Source organism: Streptomyces sp. NPDC085524 (genome assembly GCF_044541755.1).
Taxonomy (GTDB): domain Bacteria; phylum Actinomycetota; class Actinomycetes; order Streptomycetales; family Streptomycetaceae; genus Streptomyces.
Map to the genome: position 1 here is coordinate 486,148 of NZ_JBITTH010000001.1, position 13,000 is coordinate 499,147.

Annotated in this window: 13 protein-coding genes; 5 read left to right on the forward strand and 8 right to left on the reverse strand. The window is 72.2% G+C overall.

What is annotated here, in order from left to right; genetic code table 11:
- Positions 1–130: 130 nt before the first annotated feature.
- Positions 131–478: a YybH family protein gene (locus tag ACIGFK_RS02125; protein ID WP_386463507.1), complete on the forward strand. Its 348-nt coding sequence runs from the start codon at positions 131–133 to the stop codon at positions 476–478.
- Here the strand turns inward: ACIGFK_RS02125 and ACIGFK_RS02130 are convergent.
- Both ACIGFK_RS02130 and ACIGFK_RS02135 read right to left on the reverse strand, forming a co-directional pair.
- Entirely contained in the window at positions 475–2,328 is a 1,854-nt protein-coding gene (locus tag ACIGFK_RS02130) for a glycoside hydrolase family 71 protein (protein WP_400050163.1), read from the reverse strand. The genes ACIGFK_RS02125 and ACIGFK_RS02130 overlap by 4 nt on opposite strands.
- Positions 2,329–2,361: 33 nt before the next feature.
- Positions 2,362–3,183, reverse strand: a complete 822-nt coding sequence (locus ACIGFK_RS02135; RefSeq protein WP_400050222.1) for a helix-turn-helix transcriptional regulator — start codon at positions 3,181–3,183, stop codon at positions 2,362–2,364.
- 141 nt (positions 3,184–3,324) lie between these two features.
- Here ACIGFK_RS02135 and ACIGFK_RS02140 point away from each other — a divergent pair, with 141 nt between their 5' ends.
- From ACIGFK_RS02140 to ACIGFK_RS02155, 4 genes are all read left to right on the forward strand, one after another.
- Positions 3,325–4,734 (forward strand): MFS transporter, encoded by a 1,410-nt coding sequence (locus ACIGFK_RS02140; RefSeq protein ID WP_376662285.1) that lies wholly within the window; start codon positions 3,325–3,327, stop codon positions 4,732–4,734.
- 231 nt (positions 4,735–4,965) lie between these two features.
- Positions 4,966–5,382: a hypothetical protein gene (locus tag ACIGFK_RS02145; RefSeq protein ID WP_376662286.1), complete on the forward strand. Its 417-nt coding sequence runs from the start codon at positions 4,966–4,968 to the stop codon at positions 5,380–5,382.
- 227 nt (positions 5,383–5,609) lie between these two features.
- The gene (locus ACIGFK_RS02150; protein WP_376662287.1) at positions 5,610–5,771 is read left to right on the forward strand and encodes a hypothetical protein; all 162 of its coding nucleotides are present in this window, start codon (positions 5,610–5,612) and stop codon (positions 5,769–5,771) included.
- A 30-nt stretch (positions 5,772–5,801) separates the two neighbouring features.
- Positions 5,802–6,737 carry a formylglycine-generating enzyme family protein gene (locus ACIGFK_RS02155; protein WP_376662288.1) on the forward strand — a complete coding sequence of 312 codons (936 nt, stop codon included), beginning with the start codon at positions 5,802–5,804 and terminating at the stop codon, positions 6,735–6,737.
- 57 nt (positions 6,738–6,794) lie between these two features.
- Here the strand turns inward: ACIGFK_RS02155 and ACIGFK_RS02160 are convergent, their stop codons facing one another.
- The 6 genes from ACIGFK_RS02160 to ACIGFK_RS02185 form a co-directional block, all read right to left on the reverse strand.
- Positions 6,795–9,014: an NADP-dependent isocitrate dehydrogenase gene (locus ACIGFK_RS02160; RefSeq protein WP_376658597.1), complete on the reverse strand. Its 2,220-nt coding sequence runs from the start codon at positions 9,012–9,014 to the stop codon at positions 6,795–6,797.
- Between the two features lie 199 nt (positions 9,015–9,213).
- The gene (locus tag ACIGFK_RS02165; RefSeq protein ID WP_376658598.1) at positions 9,214–9,618 is read right to left on the reverse strand and encodes a DUF805 domain-containing protein; all 405 of its coding nucleotides are present in this window, start codon (positions 9,616–9,618) and stop codon (positions 9,214–9,216) included.
- Between the two features lie 53 nt (positions 9,619–9,671).
- Positions 9,672–10,502 (reverse strand): chitosanase, encoded by an 831-nt coding sequence (locus ACIGFK_RS02170; RefSeq protein ID WP_376658626.1) that lies wholly within the window; start codon positions 10,500–10,502, stop codon positions 9,672–9,674.
- Between the two features lie 93 nt (positions 10,503–10,595).
- Positions 10,596–11,198 carry a GNAT family N-acetyltransferase gene (locus tag ACIGFK_RS02175; protein ID WP_386463164.1) on the reverse strand — a complete coding sequence of 201 codons (603 nt, stop codon included), beginning with the start codon at positions 11,196–11,198 and terminating at the stop codon, positions 10,596–10,598.
- A gap of 77 nt (positions 11,199–11,275) precedes the next feature.
- The gene (gene corA / locus ACIGFK_RS02180; RefSeq protein WP_376658600.1) at positions 11,276–12,364 is read right to left on the reverse strand and encodes a magnesium/cobalt transporter CorA; all 1,089 of its coding nucleotides are present in this window, start codon (positions 12,362–12,364) and stop codon (positions 11,276–11,278) included.
- Between the two features lie 239 nt (positions 12,365–12,603).
- Positions 12,604–12,996: a molybdopterin-binding protein gene (locus ACIGFK_RS02185; protein ID WP_376658601.1), complete on the reverse strand. Its 393-nt coding sequence runs from the start codon at positions 12,994–12,996 to the stop codon at positions 12,604–12,606.
- Positions 12,997–13,000: the final 4 nt, after the last annotated feature.

The following is a 13,000-nucleotide window of genomic DNA, read 5'->3' on the forward strand; positions in this document are numbered from 1 at the left end:
CGATCCTGGAGACACGAGCCGAGGACGACGACCGGAGGAAGCCGTGAACGAGACGCACGAGGCGTACGAGCCGCGCAAGGCGCACGAGGCGCACGCGACGCGAGAGCCGTACGGGTCCTACGAGAAGGCCATGCGCCCCGAGGACATCACCCGCCTGTTCGTCGAGCGCTCCAACGCCGGGGACGCCGCGGGGGTGGCCGCGCTCTACGAGGAGGACGCGGTGATGGCCTATCCGGCCGGCGAGCGCACGGTGGGCCGGGAGGCGATCCGCGCCCTGTGGGCGAAGGTCCTGGCCCACCGCCCCGTCTTCGCCCGGGAGGCCCCGCTGCCGACCCTCCTCGCCGACGGCATCGCGCTCACCTCGACCCCGCCGCGGGACGGCGCCGGCGCCCGCGCCCAGGTCGTACGGCGCCAGCCCGACGGAAGCTGGCTGCGCCTGCTGGACCAGCCGGAGTTCGCCGCCCCCGGGACGCGCTAGTCGTTCCGCCCGCTGGTCGCCCCGTAGTACTGGAGGTCCTGCACCCGGGCCGTGCCGCCCGCCGGGTACGGCAGCTCCACCTCCGCGCCCGGCTTGCCGTCCCGCACCACCTGCGCCGAGCTGGTGCCCGGCTTCAGGGGCAGCAGTTCGGAGTGGAGCCCGGCGGGGGCCTCGTGGGTGTCCTTCGCGGATCCGACGGCCGTACGGACGACCGCCGGCCCGGCGAGGAAGCTGAGCACCTCCACCGTGTTGCGGGGTGCGGCGCTCCCCTTGCGCAGCGACATCAGCAGCGATTGCGGGCCCGTCGGGTCGGCGCCCGCGAACTGGGTGCGGGCGGTCAGGTAGAGCGTGTCCCGGACGATCTTCGGCCAGCCGCCGGTCTTGAACCTGGTCAGGTAGTACGAGCTCAGGTCCAGATAGGTGTGCCCGTTGTGCAGGGAGGGCGCGAACTGGCTGCCCTCGGAGTAGTCGTTCCAGGTGGTGAGCTGCACCCAGTCCGCGCCGTCCTCGATGGCCCGCGTCCACGTGGCGCGCAGGGTCGCGGTGTTGCCCGCCTCGTCGTAGATGCCCTGGTTGGGGCGGGCGTCCTGCACCGACACCGGCTGCATCCAGATCTTGCCCGCGTCGTGGGCGCGCCGGACGTCCCGGGTGGAGCTCTCCTGGCCGACGTAGCTGCGGCTGCCCCACTCGGAGAACCCGTAGCTGATCGGGGCGAAGTCCCCGTTGTGGGCGCCGAAGTCGAGGAAGAGCGGGACGAAGGCGGTGCGGATGCCGTGCCGGGTGCGCAGCAGCTCCAGGGTCCGGCTCCACCAGGCGGCGCTCTTGGCCTCCGCCTTGAAGGGGGACACCACGAGCCGGCCGTCCGGGAGCCGGTGGGCGGCGGGGGCCGCGCCCAGCTCGGCGATCGCCGCGGCCAGGACGGCGGGGTCGTCGGTCCCCAGCGAGGTCATGTCCGGCATCAGCATGATCTTGAACCCGGGGTCCACCGCGTGGGCGGCGGCCATCAGCCGGCTGCAGCGTTCCCAGTTCTTGCCGGAGAGGGAGAGCAGGTCGAGGGTGAACCCGTCGATGCCGGCGGCGCCCGCCGTGCGGACCTCCTGCTGGAGGTTGGCGTACTCCCAGTCGCCGCCCCGGGGCGGCACGGGCAGCGGCCGGTCGCGGAGCAGGCCGCCGTACGCCCCGTGCTTGCCGTTCTCGCCCGCCGGGTCGAGGTAGTTGCGGGTGTAGTAGTCCTCGTCGGCGTTCTCGTTGTCGAGGGAGAGCGGGTACGGGGTGAAGTAGTGCGCGAAGACCAGCTTCCGGCCCGCTTCCCCGGAGCGCAGGGCGGCCGGGCCGGGCAGGTCGAAGGGCAGGGGGCCCTTGCCGGGGGCGGCGGCCGGAGGGGCCGTCGTGGCGGTCGCGTCGCCGGTGGGCGGCGTGCTCCCGGCCGGCTGCCCGGGGGACCCGGCCGTGCCGTCGGCGGGCCCGACGTACCAGGGGGTTCCGATGGCGGCCACCGGGCCTTCCCCGGCGGAGCCGCGGGGGAAGGGGTCCCAGGCGATGCCCGTGGCGGCGCAGACGCCGACGAGGAGGAACCCGCAGACCAGGAGCAGCAGCGGCCGGCGGCCCCGGAAGCCGGTGCGGCGCCGGTGCCGGTGCGGCAGGGGCGGTGCGGCCGCGTCATGGCTCCGCCGGGCCCGGCGGGTGGCGCCGTCCACGCCGCGGCCGCCCGGCCCGTCCGCCCGCCGGGCCCCGCCTGTCCGCCGGCCGGCCCGGTGCGCCGCGCGCCCGACCCGCCGGTCCGCGGTGCCGCCCGCCGTACCGTCCGCGTTGCTGTCCGCGCCGCCGTCCGTGTGCCGACGCTCCGTCATTCCGGCCTCCCCGCACACCCCGTGTGTGTCCGCTCAGCCCGCTATGGGATACATGGAGCCCCGCCGGCCTTCGGGCGAGGTCAGCCACTCCAGCTTCGCGGCGGTGTCCGTGCCCGGCAGCGGGTTGTGCAGCACGATGGCCAGGTCGGGGCGGGCCGGTACGCGCAGCTGGGTCGACTCCACGTACAGGGTGCCGACGACCGGGTGTTCCAGCTCCTTCTTGGTCTGCCCGGCGGGACGGATGTCCCTACGCTCCCACAACTCCGCGAATTCCGGGCTGAGTTCGCGCGCCTCCTCGACGACGGCCCGGAACCCCTCGTCGTGCGGGCGTTCCGAGCAGGCAGCCCTGAACTGGGCCACGACCGACACGGCGTTCTCCTCCCAGTGCGCGGAACGGGCCCGGTAGACGGGGTCGGTGAAGAAGGCGATCAGGCAGTTCTGCACGATCTCCGGGCGCATCCCGAGCACCAGCGCGGCCGCGCCGTTGTAGAGCACCGTGTTCCAGTACGCGTCCATGATGTGCGCGGGGAACGGCATCCACGCGTCGATCAGCCGCTGCAAGCCGTCGCACATGTCCCGGTCGGCCGGGGCGACTTCGAGGGCGGGCGGGTTGAGCCCGGCCAGTACGTACAGGTGCCGGCGCTCGGCACTGCTCAGCTTCAGCACCCGCCCCACGGAGTCAAGGACCTGGGAGGACACCGTGATGTCGCGGCCCTGCTCCAGCCACTGGTACCAGGAGACCCCGACGCCGGCGAGCACGGCGACCTCCTCGCGGCGCAGGCCCGGCGTGCGGCGGCGGGCCCCGCCGTCCGGCAGGCCCGCCTCGGCCGGGCTGATCCTGGCCCGTCTGCTCATCAGGAACCCGCGCAGCTCGGTCCGTCGGTGCGCTTCGGTCGGTGTGGCCACGGAGTCCCCCTGTTCGGCTGCCTGGTGGTGCCGCCAACAGGATAAGTTCCCACTCTCCACGGGCATTCCCCCGCCACGAGGGTAGGGGCCATGGCGATAGACACACACCCCACGACCCACCCGCCCCGCGCGGCGGCTCCCGAGGACGGGCGGCTCACCGGACGCGCCGGGCTGGTCCTCTTCGTCCTGTGCGCCGCCCAGTTCATGGTGGCGCTCGACTTCTCCGTACTGAACGTGGCCCTCCCCGTGCTCGGCAAGGACCTCGGGCTGAGCCGGTCCGGCCTCCAGTGGGCGGTCACCGCGTTCGCGCTGCCGTCCGGCGGCTTCCTGCTCCTCTTCGGCCGGATCGCGGACCTGTACGGCCGCAAGAAGCTGTTCCTGACCGGCCTCACGGTCTTCGGCGCGGCCTCCGTGCTCGCCACCCTCGCCTGGGACCCGGCCTCCTTCCTGACCGGGCGCGCGCTGCAGGGACTGGGCGCGGCGGTCATCGTGCCGACCGGCATGTCCCTGCTCACCACCACCTTCCCCGAGGGCCCGCTGCGCGACCGGGCGCTGGGCATCTCCGGCACGCTGCTGTCCCTCGGCTTCACCGTCGGCATGGTGCTCGGCGGCGTCCTGACCGACACCCTGGGCTGGCGCTCGACGATGGGCCTGCTCGCGGTCGCCGCCGTGGCCGTGCTGGTCCTCGCCCCGGGGCTGCTGCGGGAGTCGCGCACGACCGAGCGGCCGCGCCTGGACACGCCGGGAGCGGTCACCGTCACCGGCGCCCTGCTGGCGCTGATCTACGCCCTGACGACGGCGGCCCAGCGCGGCTTCGGGGGCGTCGACGTCCGGGGTACGCTGCTGGCCGGGCTGGTGCTGCTCGCCGCGTTCGTGGCGGTGGAGAACCGGTCCCCCGCCCCGCTGGTCTCTCCGGCGATGCTGAAGCGGCGCACGGTCGCCTGGGGCAACCTCGGCGGTCTGGTCACCTTCTCGATGATGTCCACGGTCGTCTTCGTGCTGACCCTCTACCTCCAGGAGACGCTGGGACTGTCCGCCTTCCGCACGGGCCTGGTCTTCGGCGTCCAGGGCATCGCCTCGGTCCTCGCCGGTTCGTACGCGCCCAGGGTGATCGGCCGCTTCGGCGCCCGCCGGACCCTGGCCGTCTCCCTGGTCGGCCAGGGCGTGTTCACCGCCGCGCTGCTCACCACGGGCGCGTCCTCGGGCGCCCTGCTCGCGACCGTGCTGGTGTCGCTGGCGAGCATGTGCCACCTCGGCGCGATCATCTCGTACGGCCTGGTGGTCACGAGCGGGGTGCCCGACTCGGAACAGGGCCTGGCGACCGGCCTGGTCACCACCACCCAGCAGGTCGGCCTGACCATCGGCATCCCGCTGCTGGGGGTGCTCGCCACCACGCAGACCTCGCTGTTCGGCGGGGTGCGCACGGTCCTGGCGATCGACGCGGCGATCGTGCTGGCGGCCGCCCTCCTGGTCGCCCTCGGCCTGCGCCGCCGCGCGTAGGCGCCCGGTCCGGCCCCGGCCCCCGGCGGGCCCGCCCGCACCGGGCGGCCCCGGGGGCGGGCACAGGAATACGGCATTCCCCTGGCCTTCTGCCGCAACTGGCGCATAATCGTCGTCACGCGGCCCGAAAGAACCCTGTTGCCGCGCTTGGTCACGCATGCAATGGGGGGCATCGTGCCGATGAGGGATTCAGGGTCGCCGTCCGGAACACTGCCTGCGACATCCGCCGAGATGTCCCGCCTGCTCTCCGCCGTCCGGCGGGGGCGGGTGCTGACCGTGGCCGGCGGGTTCCGCGGGCCGCGGAGCGTTCTGGTGCGGGAGATCGCACGGCGGCTCGCGTCGAACTTCTACGACGGGGTCGCCGTCGTGGTGGCCGAGCCGGTCCGCGGACCCCTCGGGGTGCGCGAGCTGACCGCCGAGCTGGGCGGCGTACCCGGCATGCCGTTCCTGCCGTGCGGGCGGACGGCGAGCGTCGTCTCCGGGCTGGCGGAGCGGGACATGCTGCTCGTCGTGGACGGTGCGGAGCAGCTCGCCCCGGACGCGCTGGCCTGGCTGCGGGACCTGCTCGCCGTGGCCCCGGGGCTGCGGATCCTGGCCGCCGGCCGGTCTCCGCTGGGCTTCGACGGGGAACGGGTCCACCGGCTCTGAACGGCGCGCCGGGTCCGCGGCCATGTCGCCGTCATGACGGCGCCACATCGCCGCCACATCGCCGGTACATCCCCGGCACGGCAATGGAACCGCACTGCCATACGCCGGTCATTGAGTGGCGGGGAACTGAAATCTAGGGTCTGACCTGCAGGTTCCGGTTGCGCTCCGAGCGCTGCCGGGAGCCCCCGGTTCGTACGTCGACTCCCCCGCACGTACAGGAGACCCTCGTGAGCGAGCACATCGGTACGCCCCGGACCGGCGCCGTCGGCAGACGCGGCTTCCTCGCCGGCGCCGCCGCGGTGGCGGCGGCCGCGGCCACCCCGGCGCAGGAACAGGCCCTCGGCATACCGGCCCTGGCCGCGGCGCTGGCCGCCGACCGCACGGCCTGACCCCCCTACCGCCCCGCTCTGGAGAACCCCATGCCGCCCAAGCCCTGCTGCACCCCCGGCCGCGAGCCGTCCGCCGGCCTGCTGACCCTGGTCCCCCGGCCGGAGGCACCGCGGGCAGCGGTCCGGGCGGCCGATCCGGCCGCGGCGCGCGCCGTCCGCGATCTCATCCCGCTCGCGGGCGGCAGGTTCCTGATGGGGACGGAAGACCCGGACGGGTTCGCGGCGGACGGCGAGGGCCCGGTACGGGAGGCGGTGGTCGGGGCGTTCCGTGTCGCCCCGACCACCGTCACCAACGCACGGTTCGCCTCGTTCGTGAAGGCCACCGGCCATGTCACGGAGGCGGAGTCCTTCGGCTTCAGCTTCGTCTTCGCGGGCTTCCTCGGCGGTGAACTCTCCGCCGTGTCACCGGCGGTGGCCGGCACCCCGTGGTGGCGGGCGGTCTCCGGGGCGGACTGGCGCCACCCGGAGGGGCCGGGCTCCTCCTTCGCCGCGCGGCAGGACCACCCCGTGGTCCACGTCTCCTGGAACGACGCGCAGGCGTACTGCGCCTGGTCCGGGACGCGGCTGCCCACCGAGGCGGAGTGGGAGTTCGCGGCGCGCGGCGGGCTGGAGCAGAAGCGCTACCCGTGGGGCGACGAGCTGCGGCCCGGCGGGCGGTACATGTGCAACATCTGGAACGGTGGCTTCCCGGTGCACAACACCCGGGCCGACGGGTACGCGGGCACCGCTCCCGCCAAGTCCTTCCGGCCCAACGGGTACGGGCTGTACAACGCGGTCGGCAACGTGTGGGAGTGGTCCGCCGACCTGTTCTCCCCCTCCGGCGGCCCGGAGCGGGCGATGCGCGGCGGCTCCCACATGTGCCACGACTCGTACTGCAACCGTTACCGGGTCGCGGCCCGGACCCGCAACACCCCGGACAGCTCGGCCGGGAACATCGGTTTCCGCGTCGTGGCCGACCCCGCATAGGGGTCCGCCCCGGTCGGCGCAGGGCCGACCGGGGCGGATCACTCATGCTCCGCGGACTCAGCCGAGGAGGGCCAGCGCCTCGTTGAAGGTCGCGGACGGACGCATGATCGCGGCGGCCTTGGCCGGGTCGGGCTGGTAGTAGCCGCCGATGTCCGCCGGGGAGCCCTGCACCGCGATGAGCTCGCCGACGATGGCCTGCTCCTGCTCGGCCAGGGTCTTGGCGAGCGGCTCGAAGGCCGCGGCCAGCTTCGGGTCGTCGATCTGGCGGGACAGCTCCTGCGCCCAGTACAGGGCGAGGTAGAAGTGGCTGCCGCGGTTGTCGATGCCGCCCAGCTTGCGGCTCGGCGACTTGTCCTCGTTGAGGAAGGTGCCGGTCGCACGGTCCAGGGTGTCGGCCAGGACCTGGGCGCGGGCGTTGCCGGTGGTGGTGGCGAGGTGCTCGAAGCTCGCGGCCAGGGCGAAGAACTCGCCGAGGCTGTCCCAGCGCAGGTAGTTCTCCTTGACCAGCTGCTGGACGTGCTTCGGGGCGGAGCCGCCGGCGCCGGTCTCGAAGAGGCCGCCGCCCGCCATCAGGGGGACGACCGACAGCATCTTGGCGCTGGTGCCCAGCTCCAGGATCGGGAAGAGGTCGGTCAGGTAGTCGCGCAGCACGTTGCCGGTCACCGAGATGGTGTCCTCGCCGCGGCGGATGCGCTCCAGGGAGAACTTGGTGGCCTCGACCGGGGAGAGGATCTTGATGTCCAGGCCGTCGGTGTCGTGGTCGGCCAGGTACGTCTTGACCTTGGCGATCAGCTGCGCGTCGTGGGCGCGGGTCTCGTCGAGCCAGAAGACGGCCGGGACGCCGGTGGCGCGGGCGCGGGTGACGGCCAGCTTGACCCAGTCCTGGATCGGCAGGTCCTTGGTCTGGCAGGCGCGGAAGATGTCGCCGGCGGCGACCTCCTGCTCGAGGACCACGTTGCCAGCGGCGTCGACGAGGCGGACGGTGCCCGCGGCGGCGATCTCGAAGGTCTTGTCGTGGCTGCCGTACTCCTCGGCCTTCTGGGCCATCAGGCCGACGTTCGGCACCGAGCCCATGGTGGACGGGTCGAACGCGCCGTGCGCGCGGCAGTCGTCGATGACGGCCTGGTAGACGCCCGCGTAGCTGCTGTCCGGGAGGACGGCGAGGGTGTCGGCCTCGTTGCCGTCCGGGCCCCACATGTGGCCGGAGGTGCGGATCATGGCCGGCATCGAGGCGTCGACGATGACGTCGGACGGCACGTGCAGGTTGGTGATGCCCTTGTCGGAGTCGACCATCGCGAGGGCCGGGCCCTCGGCGATCTCGGCGTCGATGGAGGCCTTGATCGCGTCGCCGTCGGGCAGGGCGCCCAGGCCGTTCAGGATGGTGCCGAGGCCGTCGTTGGGCGACAGGCCGGCGGCGGCGAGGGTCTCGCCGTAGCGGGCGAAGGTCTTCGGGAAGAAGGCGCGGACCACGTGGCCGAAGACGATCGGGTCGGAGACCTTCATCATCGTGGCCTTGAGGTGCACGGAGAACAGGACGTCCTCGGCCTTGGCACGCTCGATCTGGTCGTTGAGGAAGGTGCGCAGCGCGTCGACGTGCATGACGGACGCGTCCACGACCTCGCCGGCCAGGACCGGTACGGAGTCGCGCAGCACGGTGGTGGCGCCGTCGGCGTCCACGTACTCGATGCGCAGGGTGCCGGCCTCGGCGATCACGGCGGACTTCTCGGTGGAGCGGAAGTCGTGCTCGCCCATGGTCGCGACGTTCGTCTTGGACTCGGGGGTCCAGGCGCCCATGCGGTGCGGGTGCGTCTTGGCGTAGTTCTTGACCGAGCCGGGCGCGCGGCGGTCGGAGTTGCCCTCGCGCAGGACCGGGTTGACGGCGCTGCCCTTGATCTTGTCGTAGCGGGCGCGGATCTCGCGCTCCTCGTCCGACTTCGGGTCGTCCGGGTAGTCCGGGAGGGCGTAGCCCTGGCCCTGGAGCTCGGCGATCGCGGCCTTCAGCTGCGGGATCGAGGCCGAGACGTTGGGCAGCTTGATGATGTTGGCTTCCGGCGTCTTCGCCAGCTCGCCGAGCTCGGCGAGGGCGTCGGCGATGCGCTGCCCCTCTTCGAGGTGCTCGGGGAAGCTGGCGATGATGCGACCGGCCAGGGAGATGTCACGGGTCTCGACATTCACACCGGCAGTCGACGCGTAGGCCTGGATCACAGGCAGGAAGGAATACGTCGCGAGGGCCGGGGCCTCGTCAGTGTGCGTGTAGATGATGGTCGAGTCAGTCACCGGTTGCTCCGCTCCACAGTCTGCGTCTCTCGTCTGCAACATTGCTCGACATCAAGATATCTCGTGATCGGGCCGGTCTGGACAGCCCCCTGCCCCAACGTCCCGGTGAGGCGTGTCGCACATGTCACGCGAGAGCGCCGCCTCCGACGGGTTCCGTCGGGAGCGGCGCTCGGGTACGCGTGCACGGGCGCGCGGCGGTTCACAGGTGGGCGTAGGCCGCCTTCGGGCTGGGGCCGTGCGCGTTGGTCTCGCGGTCGCCCTCCGTGGCCATCAGGACGATCATCCAGATCCAGCCGATGACCGGGATCAGGTTGATGAGGTACCACCAGCCGGACTTGCCCTGGTCGTGCAGGCGGCGCACCGCGAGGCCGACGACGGGCAGGAGGATCGCCAGGGTGTAGACCCCGTAGAGGATGAAGTTCAGCCCGATGAGCACGTCCGCGGTCAGGACGACCGCCTCGACGAGCCAGTTGCACAGGATGAACATCCACACCTCCTGCCGTCGCGCACGGCCGGAGAAGACGACGTACTTCTTCAGGACGTCGGTGTAGTAGTGCACGAGTCCCCCCAGAGGACGGGTGGTGGGCCAGTCCTGCTGGAGCAAGCCGGGGCAGAATTTATGCCGATGTTACTGCCCGGTCAAGGTCTCTTCCCTCGTCAGCCGATGTGGAAGGGGTCCCCGTAGACCTTCCAGTCGAGGGGGGTGTTCAGGTTCAGATTGCCCTTCCTGAGGAAGACCCGCTGGGCCGTGTCGACGCGGCTGGTGTCGCTGTGCGCCTCCTCCTGCTTCATCGCCCACACCCGGGCGTCGAGGAAGGCGTTCAGGTACTTGGTCTCGTCCCCGCCCTGCGACGGGGGCTTGGCCTTGGTCAGGGCGCGCTTGCGGATGTTGCGGAAGCTGGTGGAGTCGCTGCCGTCGCCGTGCATCACGATGGCGTCGTAGTAGATGAACTGGCCCAGCACGCCGACCCCGTCGGCCTTGCCCTGCTTGACCGCGGGGTTGAAGTAGACCCGGTCGCGCTCGTGGTCCTGGGCCTTCTTGAACTCGGTGTCCTGGGCGGCCTTCGCCCAGTCCTTGGTGAAGTTCGGGTCGAGCCCCGAGTGCGAGTCGGTGCCGTCGACCCTGCGCAGCGCGGGCAGGTACTTGGCGAGGACGTTGTCCGGCTTGACCTGGGTGTAGTACTCGACGAGGTCGAGCATGTCGCCCGTGCCGGAGCAGAAGCCGATGATCCCGGCCGTGTAGCCGCGGCCGTCGTCTATGTCCTCTATGTACTTGTACTGGGCCCTCCAGTCCAGCGAGGAGTTCTCCGCGCTGGAGACGATCTTCATGGCGATCTCCTTCTTCGCCGGATCGTCGAGCCCGACGGCCGCCGCCACCGTGGCGGCGGGGGCCGCCGCGGAGGCCGCCGGGGCGGAGCCCGGGGCGGTGGCGTGGGCGGCGACCGGTACGGCGATCAGCGCACTGCCGAGCAGTGCGCCGATCACCATCGTCTTGCGGTGGGGGGTGAACACAAGGCCTCCGTGGGGTAGTTGAGGCTTCCCGGTTGGTTAGGAAACTTTACTACCAGCCTTTGCGGCTTCTCAAGACCCCTGCACCCGGGCGGCGAGCGCCCGCTTCACCTCCGGCCATTCGGGGCGGATGATGCTGTAGACGGCGGTGTCGCGGATCCAGCCGTCGCGCATCGGCATGTGGTGGCGCAGCACCCCCTCGTGCGTCGCGCCGAGGCGCTCGATCGCCGCCCTGGAGCGGGCGTTGCGCACGTCGGTGAGGATCTCGACCCGGTTCATGTCCATCGCCTCGAAGGCGTGGGTGAGCATGAGGAGTTTGGCCTCGGCGTTGACCCCCGTGCCCTGCCAGGACGTACCGAGGAAGGTGAAGCCGATCTCCAGGCGCCGGAACTGCGTGTTGATCACCATGAGCCGGGTGGACCCGGCGATCCGGCCGGTCGCGAGGTCCACCGTCGCGTACGGGAGCTGGGTGCCCGCCTCGCGCGCCGCCAGGGCGTCGTCGATGAAGGCGGGCACCTGGTCCGGGTGCGGGACGATCGTCACCGGGAGCTCCCACAGCTCCCCGTCCCGGACCGCCTCGCACAGCCCGTCGTGGTGCCGGTGCCCGAGCGGCTCCAGCCGTACGCGCTCACCGACCAGCGCGTCGCCGTGGGACTCCCCCGCTGTCTGCTGCATGTCCGACCTGCCCGTTCCCTGTGATCATCAGTGACAGGCGGACCCTAACCGGCGGCCCCGGCCGGACTCATCCGGATTCAGAGCCAGCCGTTGCGGCGGAAACCCCGGTGGATGACGAAGCAGGCGACGGCCATGACCGCGAGCACGACCGGATATCCGTAGGTCCAGTGCAGCTCGGGCATGTGGTCGAAGTTCATGCCGTAGACGCCGCAGACCATCGTCGGGACGGCGACGATCGCCGCCCATGCGGTGATCTTGCGCATGTCCTCGTTCTGGGCGACGGTCACCTGCGCGAGGTGCGCCTGGAGGATGGAGTCGAGGAGGTTGTCGTAGGCGCCGATCTGCTCGGTGGCCCGGGTGAGGTGGTCGGCGACGTCCCGGAAGTAGGCGCGGATCTCCGGCGGGATGACCGGTATCGGCTGCGTGGCCAGCTGCTGGAGCGGCCGGCTCAGCGGGCCCACCGCCCGGCGCAGCTCAAGGAGTTCGCGCTTGAGCTGGTAGATGCGGCCGGCGTCGCCGCGGCCCCCGTGCTCGCTGAACACCGCGGTCTCCACGGCGTCGATGTCGTTCTGCACGGCGTCCGTGACGGCCACGTAGTCGTCGACCACGTGGTCGGCCATGGCGTGCAGGACCGTCGCCGGGCCCTTGGCCAGCTGCTCCGGGTCGGCCTCCAGGGCCTCGCGGACCGGGCCGAGGGTGCCTCGGCCGCCGTGCCGGATGGTGATGACGAAATCGGCGCCGGTGAAGGCCATCAGCTCGCCGGTCTCCACCACCTCGCTGGTCGCGGTGAGCTCCTCGTGCTCGACGTACCGCACCGTCTTGAAGACGGCGAAGAGGGTGTCGTCGTAGCGCTCGATCTTGGGGCGCTGGTGCGCGTTGACCGCGTCCGCCACGGCGAGCGGGTGCAGGCCGAAGAGCTGGGCGAGCCCGGCGAGTTCCTCCTGCGAGGGCTCGTGCAGGCCGATCCAGACGAAGCCCTCGCCCGTCTTGCGGACCCGGCGCAGCGCCTCCTCGGCCTCCGCGCAGCCGTCCTGCCGTACGCCGTCCTGGTAGACCACGCAGTTGACGACCGCGCTGCCGAGCGGGGAGCGGGCGGGGTGGCTGAGGTCGACGGCCCGCCGGTAGCCGCGGCGCACGGCCCTTCGCAGGTTGCTGAACACGGACAACGTCGTACTCCCCTTCGGCGGATCAGCGGCCAGTCTGCCACCGCCCGCGCCGCCACCCGCTCTTCGGGCCCGGGGCGGGCACTTCAGCCCGTCCGGCGTTTGAGGACCAGGTCCGGGCAGAGCCCGGGGAACGGTGGAAGGGCGGGGCGGGGAGCAGCTCCGCGCAGCGGCACCCGGCACGGCCCGCACGCGAGGGGCCGGCCCGGCCTCCGCATCCCGGTCGCGGCGCAGCCCACCGGTCAGGTGCGGTCGACGAACACGCTCGTCGACTTCACCCGCGCCGTGGCCCGCGCGCCCACCTCCAGCCCGAGCTCCTCCACCGCCTCCCGCGTCAGCAGCGACACGATGCGGTGCGGGCCGGCCTGGATCTCCACCTGCGCGGTGACCGTCCCCAGCTTCACGCCGGTGACGATCCCGGGGAAGGCGTTGCGGGCCGAGGTGTACGGGGCCTCCTCGCCGTCGGCCGCCTCCTGCGCGGCCTCCACGCAGAACGCGGCCAGGTCCGGCCCGTCCACCATCCGCCGCGTGCCTTCCCTGCGGGTGGGGAACCGTTCCGCATCCGCCCAGCGCCGCGCCGTGTCGACGCTGACGCCAAGCAGCCGTGCCGCCTGACCGATCGTGTAGGACTCCATGCCC